We start from the raw sequence: 17,028 nt of genomic DNA on the forward strand, positions 1-17,028 counted from the left end.
ATTGAGAAAATCAGTTGCTAGGATTGTATCCATCGCATAATACGTTACATTAACCATAGTATTTCAATGGAACTCATACATGGAATTTTCCAATTTAGCCATCTCAAGTGCAGACTTACCGGACCCAATTGAATTGCCATTTGAAGCCTTAGATTCAAGGTATATAATTGCGGTCATCGGCAGTATATTAATCGCTGCTTTGATGTTCATTACAGTAATGTCTATCAGCAGATTTCAGACGATTTTCACCTTGCATGAGTCAATGCTACAACTATATAAGCCGGGATTATTGGTAGTCGGGTTAGTGACTTTAGCCGTTTGTACATATCAGTTCATCGCAATTCCATGTAAAAAGTATTATCTGCGCGAACACGATTTACACTTTACCTATGGCGTATTTTTCAAGAACATCATTAGCCAACCTATTTTGCGCATTCAACACATTGAGATAAAACGTGGTCCTATTGAGCGGCTGTTCGGTCTCGCTGCCATTCAAGTATTTAGCGCCGGCGGTTCGATGCATACCTTCGAAATTCCGGGTTTAAGCTTTAAGCAAGCACAAAGGCTTCGGCAGTATATTTTGCAGCACAAGGATATCCAATTGGATGGCTGACCAGGATGCTATAATCAGCCCGAATAAAGATGACTGGCAACGACTTTCTCCCATTGCGATTTTGTATTTTATCGCCAGCGGCATAAAACTAGCTGCAGGCAATATGATTTATATCGTTCCCGCTCTGGCAATTAGCTACTCCACTTTGCAAGAAAAACCACATGTATGGCTGCCAGTAGTCATAGCAGTGATCGCATTTATTGTGCTGTCATCTGTGCTCCAATACGTGTTTTATACGTTTAGATTAAAGGGCCAAACTGTCGAGATCCGCTCAGGGGTTTTATCTAAGAAAAATATAAACTTGCCCTTTGAACGAATTCAAAACGTCACTATTGAACAGCCCCTTTATTATCGTCTAAATAACCATGCCTGTTTGCAACTCGATACCGCGGGTTCAGCTAAGCAGGAGGCAAAAATTGTTGCTCTACCTATGGATTATGCTAAGTACTTAAAGTCGCAAATCCTGCAGCAAAAATCTATACAGATTAATGAACCATCCGCAGAGGAAAAACAACCTCAGTCGCCGACAGAACAATTAATTAATAGCCGGAGTATTAAGGATCTTATTTTACATGGCATTACCAATAATAGAGTGTGGATCATTCTTGGGGTATTGGCGCCGGTGTACGATGACATAGCCTCTTACATGGTATCTTGGTTGGACAGTATAGGGATTGACTACCAATCGTATTTTGACATACAAACACAATCTATTTGGCAAGTCGCATTGACGGGGTTACTACTCATAATAATCGTTGCCGGCTCCCTTTCGTTGCTGTCGGTGTTAGGCTCCATCGTTATGTTTTACCAATATACCTTGCATAAAACCGACGATAAATATGTAAGGCGCAGCGGGTTATTCACCCGTCAGGAAGTCACAATGCGACTTTCTAGACTTCAGTTATTAGTATTTAAACAAGATTGGTTGGATGTACTATTGGGGCGGATAAACCTCGAAATGAAACAAAACAGCTCGGCCGGCCAACATGCTAACCAAATACAGCAGAATAATAAGATTATCGTTCCTTCTGTAACTCATCACCAAGCCTTGGCTATCAGTGAGGATGCATTGGAATTAAATCAACTGCGAAATGTTGAATTTAATTCTATTAGCAAACGCTTTATATGGCGGCAGATAATCTATTGGTTACTGCCGTTGAATATCCTAGCATCAGGCTTTGTATTAACTCATGCCAATCCTTTTGGACTTGTCATTGTCGAAATAGTTACTTTTGTCGCTCTAGTGTTAATCTGGTGCCGCTGGAAACGCTGGGGTTATGCTGCAGATCCGAAGTATTTTTATATACGCAAAGGCTTATTCGGGGTCAATCATTATTGTTTCGCTAATTATAAGGTACAACAAAGCAAATTTGTCCAAAATCCAATCATGCGACGTCATAATCTGGCAAACATTGTGTTTATATTGGCATCAGGATCGCTAGCCATTCCCTTTATGCCGGCGAAAGTTGCAAAAGACTTTCTGGCTAATACTCTACAGATCGTTAGTCAGCAAAAGCGTTCTTGGATGTAAAATTAACAAGCTGTTAGGAAATAAAATGCGTAAAAGACTTATTTGGGATCTACCGATTCGTTTGTTCCACTGGTTATTGGTATTAGCCATAGTTGCTCAATGGGCTACGGCTGAGTTGGGTGGTGACTTGATGGACTTCCATTTTTACATTGGTTACTTCACCCTGGGTCTTATAATCTTTCGGTTGATATGGGGATTCGTCGGAACTAAACATTCTAGGTTCAGTGATTTTCTTGCGCCTCCTAAAGCTATTTTTAACTATTTTATTGCACTAATGAAAGGCAACAACAAAGACTATATTGGCCACAATCCTGTAGGCGGTTTATTGGTGCCCTTGGTTATCGTACTTTTATTGATGCAAACCATCAGTGGTCTTTTCGCTACCGATGATGTGCTTCACTCGGGACCATACATATCGGCGGTAAATACAGAAACCCAAAGTTGGCTCAATTGGTTGCATCACTTCACCTTTGAGCTAATCAGTTATGTGATTCTTTTTCATATTGTCGCTATCTTGTGGTACAAATTTGGATTACGCCGCTCGTTGATTGCTCCCATGATAAGTGGCTACAAACAAGTTGATGATAAAGTGGCAGACTCACCCAGAGTTACATCCTCAAGAATTGTGTTGGCCTTGATAATAGCAGCTTTGATAGCAGCATTTATTTATTGGTTAGTGGCGATAGCCGCCCCGGTACCCGAAGTGGAATATTACTTTTAGCGTTATTACTGCGCTAGAAAAGCAGGCATTTAAGTCTTCAGAAACTTATAGCCTGCTCATCTGAATGCTCTATTTAGCAGAGATTAATCAGCTTTATAGCTGTCGTGGCAGCCTTTACAACTTTTCAATACCGCGCCAATGTTAGCTTTAAAACTGTCAGTCTGCCCTTCTTCAGCTGAAACTCTCAAGGTTCGTGCCGCATCAGTTAAAGCGGTGATTTTTGTTTGAAAATCTGGATAGTCTTGCCAAATTTTAGCCAAAGCGTCTGTCTTTACATCAAACTTGCGGGTATCAACAGAAAAGTAATCATCCATCATTAAAGAAAGCTGTTCAATGCGTAACGCATTTTTTTCAATGGTCTGTGCATCCATTGGGATCGCTTCTTTAGCCATGGCTCCTAAAGCGCCTACATTGCTTCTGACTAACTGTAGCAACGCCTGTCTGAACTGCACAGCACTGGCCGCATGCTTGTCGGACTGAGCCGGTTCAACTGCATTAGCTAAATGTATCCCTGTTAATAAACTTAACGCTAGCAAAGCAGACTTGACGATTGGTCTCATATGTTCCCTCTTTTATAATGTTGGAGCTGCTAAAAACAGCAATTTCGTATTGGTAGTTTATTGGTTCTGAATCTACCTTCTTAACCTAACAGTTGGCAATAAAAAATATCAATAGCAAGATAATAAAAAAGCGCCAAAAGGCGCTTTTTATATAATACTTTCAATTAATTGGTTAGGTCATCGAAGAATTTCTTCACACCGTCGAAGAATCCTTGTTCTTTTGGACGATATTTAGCTGCTTCGTCTCCTTTACCCATTGAAGTATCTAATTCTTCAAGCAACTCTTTCTGGCGAGACGTTAAATTAACTGGTGTTTCAACCACAACCCGGCACATTAAGTCACCAACGCTACCACTACGGACTGATTTAACACCCTTACCGCGAAGTCTGAACATTTTGCCAGTTTGCGTTTCAGTTGTGATCTTAAGCTTAACCTTGCCATCTAGGGTAGGTACTTCGATGTCACCGCCTAACGCCGCCTTGGTAAAGCTCAATGGAACTTCACAATACAGGTTGTTTCCGTCACGAGTGAATATACTATGTTCTTTAACGTGGACCTGAACATACAAATCACCTGCTGGCGCTCCGGCTTCACCCGCTTCACCCTCTCCGGTGAGACGAATACGATCGCCGGTGTCTACACCCGCTGGTACTTTCACAGACAGGGTTTTAGTTTTTTCCTTACGTCCATGACCATGACACTCACGACAAGGATCTGCAATAATTTTCCCACGTCCAGAACAGGTTGGGCAGGTTTGCTGCACGGCAAAGAAACCTTGGCGCATTTGCACCTGACCATTACCATGGCAGGTAGGACAGGTGGTGGGAGAACTGCCTTTCTTAGCACCAGAGCCGTCGCAACCATCACAAGCAACCAAGGTAGGCACGCGAATTTCTACATTCTTGCCCCTTACGGCTTCTTCAAGTGACAACTCAAGATTATATCGAAGGTCAGAGCCTTGACGAGCTCGAGATTGTCGACCTCCACGGCCACCCCCGCCAAAAATGTCACCAAAAACGTCGCCAAATATATCGCCAAAGTCAGCACCACCACCACCAAAGCCAGCGCCGCCTCGATTAGGATCAACACCAGCGTGACCATATTGATCATACGCTGCTCGCTTTTGGCCATCGGTAAGGATTTCGTGTGCTTCTTGGACTTCTTTAAATTTTTCTTCCATCGCTTTGTCACCCTTAGTTCTATCCGGGTGAAACTTCATCGCGAGGCGTTTATAAGCCTTTTTTATTTCACGCTCGTCAGCACTTTTGCTAACTCCAAGCACTTCATAATAGTCTCGCTTCGACATACTGCTCGTTTATCCTATATGATGCCAAACACGTTAAATAGTGTTTGAACTTGTCTAACCTAAAACGAATAAAGGGCGCAGTAAGAAATCTTGCTGCGCCCAGTTTGGATCAAAGCCTGAATGGTTCAGGCCAAGACAACAATTACTTTTTGTCGTCTTTTACTTCTTCAAACTCAGCGTCAACCACGTCATCATCTTGTGAAGACTGTTTCGCATCAGGCTGTTCTGCACCAGCAGCACCTTCAGCGCCCGCTTTCGCTTGAGCTATTTCCATCAATTTAGCAGAAGCTTGAATCAACTCTTGAGTCTTGCCTTCGATTTCCGCTTTGTCTTCGTTTTTAACCGCAGTCTCAAGGGCTTCAATAGCCGCTTCGATTGTAGCTTTATCGTCAGCAGGCAATGCATCACCCGCTTCTTCGATTTGCTTTCTGGTACCGTGGATCATACCGTCAGCCTGGTTGCGAGTCTGAACCATTTCTTCAAACTTAGCGTCAGCATCTTTATTAGCTTCTGCATCTGCTACCATTTTTTCGATTTCTGCTTCACTCAAACCAGAAGACGCTTGGATAGTTATCTTCTGCTCTTTACCTGTGTCCTTATCTTTAGCGGAAACATGTAAAATACCATCAGCATCAATATCGAAGGTGACTTCGATTTGAGGCGCACCGCGTTGAGCAGCACGGATCCCTTCAAGATTAAATTGACCTAAAGACTTATTACCTGCGGCTTGCTTACGCTCGCCTTGTAACACATGAACTGTTACTGCAGATTGGTTATCTTCCGCCGTAGAGAAGGTTTGTGATTTTTTAGTTGGGATGGTTGAGTTTTTCTCAATCAACGCCGTCATCACACCGCCCATAGTCTCGATACCAAGAGACAAAGGAGTAACATCTAGTAGAAGTACGTCTGTAACGTCACCGGCTAGAACACCACCTTGAATCGCAGCACCTGCTGCAACGGCTTCATCAGCATTCACGTCTTTACGTGGCTCTTTTCCAAAGAATTCAGTTACATACTTCTGAACCAATGGCATACGTGTTTGACCACCCACTAGAATGATGTCATTTATATCGCTAACTGAAAGGTTTGCATCAGATAACGCTTGCTTAACTGGGTCAAGAGTTTGCTTAACCATATCTTCAACCAATGACTCTAGTTTGGCACGGGTAACTTTAATCGTTAAGTGCTTAGGACCAGATGCATCAGCTGTTATATACGGTAAGTTAACTTCTGTTTGTTGTGCAGAAGACAATTCAATTTTAGCCTTCTCACCCGCTTCTTTTAGGCGTTGCATAGCCAAGGGATCTTTACGTAAATCTACACCTTGGTCTTTCTTGAATTCGGCAACTAAGTAATTAATTACGCGGTTATCGAAATCTTCACCACCTAAGTGTGTGTCACCGTTGGTCGCAAGTACTTCAAATGTGTGCTCGCCTTCAACTTCATCAATTTCAATAATTGAAATATCGAACGTACCACCACCTAAGTCATATACAGCAACAACGTTGTCGCCTTTCTTCTTGTCCATGCCATAAGCAAGGGCTGCAGCAGTTGGTTCGTTAATGATACGTTTAACATCCAAGCCTGCAATTTTACCTGCATCTTTAGTGGCTTGACGCTGTGAATCATTAAAGTAAGCCGGTACGGTGATGACCGCTTCAGTTACTTTTTCACCTAAGTAATCTTCTGCCGTTTTTTTCATTTTCTTTAACACTTCAGCAGAGATTTGTGGCGGAGCCATCTTCTCGCCTTTCACTTCAACCCACGCATCACCGTTGTCAGCTTTAACAATGCTGAAAGGCATGATGTCGATATCACGTTGAACTTCTTTATCTTCCCAACGGCGACCAATTAAACGCTTAATCGCATATAGGGTATTTTGTGGGTTAGTAACCGCCTGACGTTTAGCTGGCGCACCAACTAAAATCTCACCGTCATTGCTGTATGCAATGATGGAAGGTGTTGTACGATCACCCTCTGCGTTTTCTAATACTTTAACTTTGTCGCCTTCTAACACAGCAACACATGAATTGGTTGTACCTAAATCTATGCCAATGATCTTACCCATTAGTCTATCTCCATAAAAACTGTAATTCTAAAGTCTGTACCTTTTGTGGGGTTATTCTGAATTTTTTCAATGTTTTTTATGAAAAAAAAAACCCAAAAATGCAATTTAAGCTTCGATATCTACGCCGCCTTCAGAGGCTCTAGATACCATGACCATTGCGGGACGCAATAATCTGCCATTAATTTCGTAACCTTTTTGCATCACAGCCAACACAGTGTTAGCTGGCACATCAGCACTTTCTTGCATCGACATGGCTTGATGCTTTTCTGGATTAAATGCTTCACCTTGAGGGTCAATCACATTAAGTCCAAATTTTTCAATGGTAGAGATAAATGACTTGAGCGTAATATCTACCCCTTCCATCATCGGTTTTAATGATTCATTTTCATGATCAGCGAGCTGTACAGCACGCTCTAAATTATCTGCCACTGGCAACAATTCGGCGGCAAAACGTTCCAAGGCAAATTTACGTGCTTTTTCCACTTCGGTTTCAGCTCGTCTGCGTGCATTTTCCATTTCCGCTTTAGCACGTAATACTGAATCACGCTGCTCAGATACTGTTGCTTCTGCCTTGGCTAGTGCAGCTTGTAACTCTGAAATGGTTTGCTGCTCTGCTGACAATGATTGCTGTTCCGCTGGAACTTCGTTGCTATCATCAACAGCCGAATGTTCTTGCTGCTCATGCTCGTTTAAATCTTGGGGCTGCTGATCTTTATTCATGCCTGACTCCATCGCTTTGATTTTTACTCTAAAATTGTAATTTGAATCTGATTGAGCCTATAGATGGGGTTGCTTTAATGGGCTTCAAGGGTAAAAACCCCAGTTTTTTTATTGAATTACATTTTTTTTTAATTAGATGTTTAATTCTGCCGCTTTCATAATCTGACTTGTCTAGGTAAAGTGGTGAAATTGTTGATTATTTTATGCTGTATTGTAAATGTTTAGCGTTGCAACCATCTCGACCGTGGTGTTTTGTTATTTATTGCTGTTGTTTTTAGTTGGCTTCATTGGCGACAAATTGTTGGACCGAAAAAAACAGCATCCACTAATCTATGGCTTAGCCATGGGCGTCCATTGCACTTCTTGGGCTTTTTTCGGTACTTCAACCCAAGCAACACTATACGGTTGGGCGTTTGTTCCTACCTATTTAGGTGTTATTTTTGTGATGTTATTTGGCTTTACCGCGCTGAAAAAAATTGCCTTAATATGCCAGCAAAACAACGTCAGTTCACTGGCTGACTTTGTGGGATTGCAGTATCGTCAATCTCATATGCTGGCTGCTATTGTCACTTTATTATGTTTCATTGGGGTCGTACCCTATATTGCCTTGCAGCTTGATTCAGTCACCCACAATATCACTTTAATCTCCGCCGCAGCCCCTGATTTATCTTCTGATATAGGTTTGTATGTTACGGCTTTGCTGGCCATCCTTGCCATCTTGTTTGGTGCCCGTACATTTGATCTCATCGACAAAAAACCGGGACTGATGTTAACCGTAGCCTTTGCATCCTTGCTAAAACTTGTTGCTCTGCTGTGCGTTGGCCTGTTTGTCTGCTACGGATTGTTCGATGGTATATTTGATTTGATGGGCCAAGCACAAAACTCCCCCAACGCTAGACAAGTGATAGAAGCGGATCCGGCAATCTGGGTGTTTATCAGTCATATTTTACTTGGTATTTGTGCGATGTTTTGTTTGCCCCGTCAGTTTCATGTCAACTTTGTTGAGAATAAAGGAGAACAAGAATTAGTGACTGCTCGGTGGTTATTTCCGTTATATTTATTGGGTATGACGCTGTTTGTATTGCCAATTGCTTTGGCGGGTCAGATTTTGCTCAATCCAGAGACCATTAGCACCGATAGCTATGCACTAGCCTTACCACTAATGGCCAAGCAAAAAATCGCAACCCTAATCAGCTTTGTGGGCGGGTTAGCCGCTGCGACCAGCATGGTAATTGTTGCCACCCTTGCCGTTGGCATCATGATCTCTAACAACCTTATTACGCCCATATGGATCAAGTTCAAGCTAATTAATCAGCAACAAAACGACCTTACACCAGGAGTAATATTATTTATTCGTCGTCTGGCCATAGCCTCAGTACTATTCATCGCATATCTATATCATCGTGATGTCAGTTCGGGCTCACCACTGGTCAATAGTGGCATCATCTCTATTGCCCTACTCTCACAAATCATGCCGATGATTATCTTCGGATTATATTGGCAAAAATCTAATCGCTTAGCCGCCTTGTCAGGTCTGATTGTCGGCGCACTATGTTGGTTTTATTGGTTACTGTGGCCAAGTATTACCGGCAGTTATTATTTTGATCCTATGCCAACCGATCTGGAGCTTGGCAGAGGCTTTATGCTAAGTGTATTCGCCAATACCCTGTGTTACGTGCTAGTAACTTTACTCATCCCTAATCGAAAGTTAACTCACAGCACAGCCGATGATACGTCAGAAGAGAGCCCGGTCCGTCAAGTTATCAAGTTGAATAGACTATTAGCACTAACTCAAAATGTATTAAATCATCATGAACAAGACGAACTTGCTACATTCTCACAACGACATTCTAGAGATGGCTATGCAAGCCCACTATTGTTGGAGCGGGTGGAAAGCATTCTTTCAGGTAAAATTGGCGGCGCTAGTGCTCGCATCCTTATCTCAGCCATATCAGAAAAAGACCAGGTATCCTTACCTGAGTTATTTGAATGGATGGAACAGGCCACTCAGACCTTTCAATTTAATCATGAGATATTGCAATCCAGTGTCCAGCATATACAACAAGGGATCAGCGTAATAGACCCTGATTTGAAATTAATTGCGTGGAATCAGCGTTATGTGGAGCTTTTTGATTATCCTGACAACTTCATCAAAGCTGGATTATCCATGCAGGAATTACTCGAATTTAACGCTAAGCGGGGCTTGTTCGGCCACAGTGATGACGCGCAACAAGAGATAGCCAAACGCATTGAGTACATTCGACAAGGCAGCCGATACAAATACGTTCGTAAACAACCTGGCGGTCAAGTCATAGAACTTAATGGTAGTCCACTACCAGGCGGTGGGTTCGTTACTACTTATAGTGATATAACCGAGTATATTGAAATACAACAACAACTTGAACAGGCAAAAACACAATTAGAATTGCGGGTAGCAAAACGTACTGAAGAGCTAAAAAATTCCAATCAGGCCCTGACGATAGCCAAACATCAGGCTGAACTAGCAAACGACAGTAAAACCAAATTTTTAGCCGCTGCGGGACATGATTTGATGCAGCCGTTTAATGCCGCAAGTTTATTTGGCGAGCTAATCAATCAAAAATCCTCTGAGCCAGAGATCCGTTTATTAAGTCAGTCTTTGAAAGATTCCCTTAACAACGCCGAGGAATTATTGTCTTTATTGTTAGACATGACAAAATTAGAATCTGGAATTTTAGTCCCTCACATCCAGCCATTTGCAATTACCGAAATCCTCGATCCGCTGGCCAATGAGTTTGCCATGATTGCCCAGCAAAAAGGTCTAGAATTTCATTACGTACGCAGCTCCTTATGGATCCGCTCCGATAAAAAGTTACTGCGCAGAGTCATCCAAAACTTACTCTCAAATGCGGTGCGCTATACCGCCAAGGGTCGCATAGTTTTGGGCTGTAAACGCAATCAGCACAGTTTGCAAATTCGTGTATTAGATACCGGATCAGGAATTTCCGTTGACGAGCAACAATGCATTTTTGAAGAGTTTAGACAACTCAATCATACCCAGCAACAGCAAGGCTTAGGATTGGGGTTAACCATAGTGGACAAGATTTCTAGTCTATTAAAACACCCTGTAAAGCTGCTGTCAGAACCAGGAAAAGGCAGTCAATTTAGTGTTGCAGTCAATATTTGCCAGAGTAAGTTAGCCCCGGCCAACCAACCGCCAACTCAAGAACTTAAGACAGCTATCTTAAAGGGCAAGACAGTGTTATTGGTCGAAAATGACGTTCAAACCCGCACTGCTGTGAAACAATTATTGACTAGTTGGGAGGCAACTGTGGTCAGCATAGAGACCATTGAGCAGGTCGCTGATCTCAAACAACCTGTCGACTTAATGTTGTTAGACTATCATTTGGATGATGGCCTAACTGGCATTGAAATGAGTCATGCCATCCGTGCTCATTTTAATATCAAGCTACCTGGAATTTTAAATTCAGCCGAACGCAGTGAAGAAATGCGTTCTTGTTCCCTTGACGCGGGATTGTTGTTTTTGCCCAAACCTCTCAAAAGTGCAGCTCTTAAACGTATGCTGCGTCAGGCCAAGTTAACCGCTTAGGGCGACTATTAACCTATTAGATGAGCAGCCATTTTCACTATATCCTGTCTGAACCGATTCTACTGTGCAAATCAGCTTACTGCATGATTTGCTTGAAAAGCACGCCTGCTTGAGTGCGGTTGTTCAACTTAAGTTTCTTCAAAATGGCTGAACCATGTTGTTTAATAGTGGTTTCTTTTATACCTAGTTCGTAAGCAATTTGTTTATTTAATAAACCATCAGCCATCATTTTCAGCACAATAAACTGCTGAGGAGTGAGTTGTTCTAAGTGACGGGCAAATGATGATTGTTCATCAGGTAGCGCCTGCTCAACCTCGTCAATAAGATGAGCTGGCAACCATTGGCCACCATCAAGCACTTGCTCGATTGCTTCGGCGATTTGCTCTAATGTGCTTGATTTTGGAACAAAGCCACTTGCGCCAAGATTAATCGCGCGCTGGATAATTTGAGCTTGCTCCTCTGCCGATACTATAACTACCAGTACATCCGGATGCCTGAGCCGTATCTGGCTCAGGCCAAACAGACCATCATTACCTGGCATATTTAAATCCAGAAAAACCAATTCAATTTCCGGATCTTTGACTAAACAATCCAAGGTTTCCTGCAAACTAGCAGCTTCAGCAATATTTTTATCTAATAGTGCACAGACTGCTTGCTTTAAGGCAACGCGAAAAAGAGGATGGTCATCTGCAATTAATGCTTTTACATTCATAGAGTGTATTCAGTTACTTACCTTTGGAGAGAGCCGCTATATTAAGAGCCCCTCAACAGAATAGCAAAAAAAAGGGCGGCAAAGCCGCCCAAACAACACACAAAAAAGTTAGAAATTATAGCCCACAGTTAGGTGGATAGTTCTTGGATCCCCATAGTATCCAATCAAAGTGTTATCGCCACCTAAGCCTGGCGTGTACTGACTAATATCATTCGGCGCGTCTGGGTTTGGTGTAACGAACTGGTACCCTCCGACCAAATATTCTTCGTCGGTCAAGTTTTTAATGTGCAAACCTGCATTCCAATTACCGTCGTCGCTGTACCACACCGCACTGAGATTCAATAAACCATAACCATCTTGGTTCAACAGGTTGTCTTGCTCAAACAAGCTGTATTCGCTGCGATAGTAATAGTTCGCATTGAACATCACATCCCCACCACTGGTGTTTAGTAGGTAGTTAACCGCAAAGTTAGCGGTTCGCTTTGGCGTGTTAGAAACTGAAAACGCTTCAGCAATGTTAATTGGCCCAGCAGGAGTATCTTCTATTACGGTGCTAAATTCAGAATTGATCAACCCTAGTGCAAAATCAAAGGTTAATGACTCTGTAGCGGCATAGGTAATTTCCGCTTCTAAACCTTGTGCGTCTGATTCACCAACATTTCCCAACACCTGATTTAAGTCAGTTGCACTATCACCGGCTATAACGGAAATGTATTGACGATCTTTATGATCTAACGAGAACAAGGTAATGTTGGTACGCAATTTATCCGACCAATCAGCCTTGACGCCAATTTCATAGCTATCAACTATCTCTGGACGTGCACCCTTTTCTTGCGCTGTCGCCCGAGGATTAAAGGTTCCTGATTTAAAGCCCTGTGAGTAGCTGGCGAACAACATCATATCGCTACTAACTTGATATTCTAACCCCAATCTTGGAGTGAATCGGCTCCAGCTTTCTACCGCAGGTGCGTCTAAAACACCATCTCCATCTGAATCGCTACCCAATACTTGTGGTACTAAATTACCGTCTGGTCGAACATAACCAGGGATCCAGCCAGAAGACGGATATACATTGTCAAATACTAAACCATTGTTAACCGTGGCTTGCTTTTCTTCATCGGTATAACGTGCACCTACTGTCATCGATAGCTTATCGGTGATATCAAAAGATGATTGCGCATAAATCGCGACGCTTTCACTGTTATTGCAGCCTGAAACTTCACGAGTTAGCCCTGGAGTGGCAAATGCTGCACGACCTAACACACCTAAAATTGCTTCAAATTGACCACATGATTCACCATCGTAATAGTACACACCACTCACCAATGAGAATTTATCTGAGCGATAGTTTGCTTGCAGCTCGTGAGTGGTATTTTCATCTTCATAAATCGCAGGCACATCAAAAATGTCCAATGCGGTATTGTCAAAGTCAATATTGGTCGGCGAGTAACTTTCACGAGAAGAGCCAATATATTTTAATGATAATTGATCAGATACATCCCAGTTGGCCATCAAACTGAACCCTTCGGTTTCAACTTTATTTTCTGTTGGCAAACTGGTGTAAGAATCAAACACACTATCAGGCACAGGTGCATCCGTTAGCAAACTCGGTAACAGACGGTAACCGCCTTTAGAATTAGAGTCATCGACCGTTTTATCCCAATTGAAACGGAAAAACATATCATCGGCAGGGGTGAACTCTACTGTTACTCTAGCTGCTGTGACATCTTTGTTATAGTTTTCGGTATCTTGGTTAGGCAACGCAGATTGAAGGAAACTACCAAAACCATCACGATTTAGGGTAGCAAAACCTGCTCCGATATAAAGCTTGTCTTCAATAACAGGCAATTGGCCGGTTACTTTTAAATCTCGCTGGCCGTAACTGCCCACAGTAGCTCGTACTTCCATCGTTGGGTCGCCAGACATAGCCTTTGTCACATATTTAATCGCACCACCAATGGTGTTTTTACCGTATAAGGTGCCTTGTGGGCCGCGCAATACTTCTATACGTTCTACATTTAACAAGTCTAAAACTGCGCCTTGTGGGCGTGCCATATAGACATCATCTACGTAAATTCCCACGCCCGGCTCATAACCCCAAAGTGGATCCTGCTGGCCTACACCTCGGATAAAGGCGGTTAAGGTTGAGTTTGTACCACGACTTGTTTGCAAGGTTGTATTTGGCGAAAATTGCGCTATTTCAGTAATCACCGAAGCGCCAATTTCGTCCAACTTGGTCGCCCCAACAGAGGTTACAGAGATAGGCACTTCTTGTAATGTTTCTACGGTTTTACGGGCTGTAATTTCAATTTTTTCCAGTCCACGTTCCTTTTCTTGAGCAAGTAATGGGGCCGATAGTCCAGACAACGCCACTGCACAGGCAATAGCGCTGGTTTTTAGATTCGTTCTAATAGTAGGCAAAGCATTAGACGGAGTAGTTTTCATTAGATGTCCTTTTACACAGTTTTCATTATTTTAATATGTGTATTGTTTGTGGTCAGTACTTGATGCCTGAGTACTGTAATTCAGAACGCAACGTTTTACCTTAGTACCATAGTACTATGTTGTTTAAACCGAAAAACGTTAACACTGTGCGGCATATTATATTGTCTGCGGTCACAGACTTGTCATTGAAATATTATTAATAAAAAGGAATACCCATGCTCAGTCTGATTGGCTTAATAGGTGGACTATTGTTACTTATCATACTTACGATAAGAGGCATGAATTTGTTTATTGCGGCACCCTTGTGTGCTTTGGTTGTAGCACTAACCAGTGGAATCCCCGTTTTTATCGGTGAAGTAAATTTTGTTGAAACCTATATGCAAGGGTTCTCGGGATTTATTGCTTCGTGGTTTTTTATGTTTTTACTTGGCAGTTTGTTTGGCAAATTCATGGAGGATACCGGCGCAGCTGACGCGGTTGCCAAAGCTATTATTAAACGTCTAGGCAAACAACATGCAGTGGCAGCAGTGGTGATTGCTTGCGCCATACTAACCTATGGTGGCGTGAGTGTTTTCGTGGTCGCTTTTTCCGTTTACCCAATGGCATTAAGTCTATTCAAAGACGCAAATTTACCCCGTCGTTTTATTCCCGCGGCCCTCGCTTTCGGCTCGGTTACCTTTACCATGACATCGGCGGGCTCGCCGGAAATTCAAAACTGGATCCCAATTAAATATTTAGGTACATCCCCTTTCGCTGCTTGGGAAGTTAGCTTAGTAGTCGCCATTTTCATGGCAACTATGGGTTTTTGGTGGATCCGCAAAATGATCAACAAAGCTCTTGCCAACGGAGAGACTTTTGAACATAAAGAGCATGACCCAGAAATAGCAGAACGTGACTACCCCCATCCGCTTACAGGACTCTTCCCTTTATTAGTCGTGTTGGTATTGTCTTTTAGCTTGCATGAAGCTTTACAGCAAATGGCATTAATAGTTGCACTTGGTGGTGGTGTGATGACATTGATTATCATCAACTACAAATATTTCCACAACTTTGGTGCGGCGGTGACTTTAGGCACTACAGGTGCCCTGATTGCCATCGGCAACACCGCTGCTGTGGTTGGTTTTGGTACCATCGCAAAATCAACGCTAGCCTTCCAACAAGCTGTTGAAATAATGACTCAAATACCCGGTAATGAGCTTATCGGCGCGGCAATAGCGGTAAGTGTGATCGCAGGCCTCACCGGTTCAGCATCAGGTGGTCAGGCAATAGCCTTGCCTTTGGTTGGTCCACACTACATGGATCAGGGAGTCGACCCGGAGCAACTGCATAGAATAGTCTCTATCTCATCCGGCGCGCTAGATTCATTACCTCACAACGGTTATGTGGTCACTACCATACGCGCCATTTGTCATGAAACCCATCAACGGGCCTATTGGGCTGTTGGGGCGCTCACCGTGGTTGTGCCATTAATAGGCTTGTCATTGGCCATTGCATTATTTAATTGGTTTTAAGGTAACTCGATGAATAATCATTTAATACATAGGTCAAATTCGCCGTCGTTGAAGCGTTTTCCTGTCAACTATATCTGGGCCATAGCCCTATCATCTATCCTAGCTATCATGTGCAGTTCAGTGAATGCTGAGTTGTTGGTGGATAAACAAACTTTCACCAGCCAAAACTTCAAGACTTTTAATGGTAATAACATAAAGGAAGTGAATGTTGGCTGGGAAAGCTATGGCAACCTAAACCCACAAAAAGATAATGTAATACTAATTACCCATTATTTTACCGGCAACTCCCACGCAGCCGGAAAATATGATGTAGCCGATGCCAGCCTGGGATATTGGGACGCCATTATAGGCCCTGGGAAAGCAATCGACACCAATCGCTTTTTTGTGATCAGTGTGGATTCTTTGGCTAATTTAGGTGTTGGTGATCCCCATGTGATCACAACGGGTCCAGCGTCCATCAACCCCGACACTCAAAAACCTTATGGTCTAGACTTCCCGGTGGTTACCATTCGTGATTTCGTCAATGTTCAAAAGCTGGTGCTTGAATCTTTGGGTATTCAAAAACTATACGCTGTCGTTGGGCCCTCAATGGGTTCAATGCAAGCCATCGATTGGGCGGCAGCTTATCCGAGTAAAGTTGAACGAATGATGTCAGTTATAGGAGCTGGCCAATCCGACCCTTGGACAACGGCACTTTTAGAACATTGGGCCACGCCAATCAAACTCGATAGAAATTGGAACGATGGCGATTATTATGCCGGTTCAGCCCCTATTGACGGATTAACCGCGTCATTAATGTTGATCACTCAAAATGCCCTATCTGCGGATTTTTTCAACCAACTAGGCAAACAAACTGTGCCCTTTCAGGCCCTCGAAAGTGAGCCATTGCATGATATTCGAAAATCTCACAGCATAGTTAATTGGCTGCGCAGCAGAGCACAGGCCCGCGCGACAACTATGGATGCAAATCATCTGCTTTATTTAGTCAGGGCCTGCCAGCTATTTATCACCGGCCATCAACATGATTTTTCTAAAGCCATCGCGAGCATCACAGCAAAGACATTGTTCCTACCCGCTACCCAAGATCAACTGCTGATGCCCTACCACGCTAAACAAACTCATCAAGCATTGATCGATAGCGGTAAAAAAAGCCAAATTAAAATGCTTGAAGGCCCCTTGGGACATCTTGAAGGTGTAACTGGCATCTCCCAGCATACTGATGCTATCCGCGCTTTCCTAAAACAATAAGAG

Annotated in this window: 12 protein-coding genes; 6 read left to right on the forward strand and 6 right to left on the reverse strand. The window is 42.9% G+C overall.

The window, feature by feature from the left end; genetic code table 11:
• The first annotated feature begins 79 nt into the window (after window positions 1-79).
• From QR722_RS11790 to QR722_RS11800, 3 genes are read left to right on the forward strand one after another with little or no spacing between them, the layout of a single operon-like run.
• Window positions 80-613, forward strand: a complete 534-nt coding sequence (locus QR722_RS11790; protein WP_286283044.1) for a PH domain-containing protein — start codon at window positions 80-82, stop codon at window positions 611-613.
• Entirely contained in the window at window positions 606-2,144 is a 1,539-nt protein-coding gene (locus QR722_RS11795) for a PH domain-containing protein (protein ID WP_286283046.1), read from the forward strand. The genes QR722_RS11790 and QR722_RS11795 overlap by 8 nt, the downstream gene beginning before the upstream one ends.
• 25 nt (window positions 2,145-2,169) lie before the next feature.
• The gene (locus QR722_RS11800) at window positions 2,170-2,865 is read left to right on the forward strand and encodes a cytochrome b/b6 domain-containing protein (RefSeq protein ID WP_286283047.1); all 696 of its coding nucleotides are present in this window, start codon (window positions 2,170-2,172) and stop codon (window positions 2,863-2,865) included.
• An 83-nt stretch (window positions 2,866-2,948) separates the two neighbouring features.
• Here the strand turns inward: QR722_RS11800 and QR722_RS11805 are convergent, their stop codons facing one another.
• The 4 genes from QR722_RS11805 to grpE form a co-directional block, all read right to left on the reverse strand.
• Window positions 2,949-3,425, reverse strand: coding sequence for a c-type cytochrome (locus tag QR722_RS11805; RefSeq protein WP_286283048.1), 477 nt, complete (start codon window positions 3,423-3,425; stop codon window positions 2,949-2,951).
• 164 nt (window positions 3,426-3,589) lie between these two features.
• Window positions 3,590-4,732, reverse strand: a complete 1,143-nt coding sequence (dnaJ, locus tag QR722_RS11810; RefSeq protein WP_286283049.1) for a molecular chaperone DnaJ — start codon at window positions 4,730-4,732, stop codon at window positions 3,590-3,592.
• 142 nt (window positions 4,733-4,874) lie between these two features.
• Window positions 4,875-6,800: a molecular chaperone DnaK gene (gene dnaK / locus QR722_RS11815; RefSeq protein WP_286283050.1), complete on the reverse strand. Its 1,926-nt coding sequence runs from the start codon at window positions 6,798-6,800 to the stop codon at window positions 4,875-4,877.
• 105 nt (window positions 6,801-6,905) lie between these two features.
• Window positions 6,906-7,520, reverse strand: a complete 615-nt coding sequence (gene grpE, locus QR722_RS11820) for a nucleotide exchange factor GrpE (protein ID WP_286283051.1) — start codon at window positions 7,518-7,520, stop codon at window positions 6,906-6,908.
• A gap of 217 nt (window positions 7,521-7,737) precedes the next feature.
• Between grpE and QR722_RS11825 the strand changes: the two genes are divergently transcribed.
• Entirely contained in the window at window positions 7,738-11,109 is a 3,372-nt protein-coding gene (locus tag QR722_RS11825; protein ID WP_286283052.1) for a PAS domain-containing hybrid sensor histidine kinase/response regulator, read from the forward strand.
• A gap of 76 nt (window positions 11,110-11,185) precedes the next feature.
• On the opposite strand, the gene QR722_RS11830 is transcribed toward QR722_RS11825, so the two are convergent.
• Together QR722_RS11830 and QR722_RS11835 are read right to left on the reverse strand one after the other, a co-directional pair.
• The gene (locus tag QR722_RS11830; RefSeq protein WP_286283053.1) at window positions 11,186-11,821 is read right to left on the reverse strand and encodes a response regulator; all 636 of its coding nucleotides are present in this window, start codon (window positions 11,819-11,821) and stop codon (window positions 11,186-11,188) included.
• Window positions 11,822-11,929: 108 nt separating this feature from the next.
• On the reverse strand, window positions 11,930-14,266 hold the full coding sequence (locus QR722_RS11835; protein ID WP_286283054.1) for a TonB-dependent receptor: 2,337 nt from the start codon (window positions 14,264-14,266) through the stop codon (window positions 11,930-11,932).
• Window positions 14,267-14,481: 215 nt separating this feature from the next.
• Here QR722_RS11835 and QR722_RS11840 point away from each other — a divergent pair, with 215 nt between their 5' ends.
• Window positions 14,482-15,777 carry a GntP family permease gene (locus QR722_RS11840; RefSeq protein WP_286283055.1) on the forward strand — a complete coding sequence of 432 codons (1,296 nt, stop codon included), beginning with the start codon at window positions 14,482-14,484 and terminating at the stop codon, window positions 15,775-15,777.
• A 108-nt stretch (window positions 15,778-15,885) separates the two neighbouring features.
• On the forward strand, window positions 15,886-17,025 hold the full coding sequence (locus QR722_RS11845; protein ID WP_286287654.1) for an E22 family MetX-like putative esterase: 1,140 nt from the start codon (window positions 15,886-15,888) through the stop codon (window positions 17,023-17,025).
• Window positions 17,026-17,028: the final 3 nt, after the last annotated feature.

Source organism: Aliiglaciecola sp. LCG003 (assembly GCF_030316135.1).
In the GTDB taxonomy this organism is placed as follows: domain Bacteria; phylum Pseudomonadota; class Gammaproteobacteria; order Enterobacterales; family Alteromonadaceae; genus Aliiglaciecola.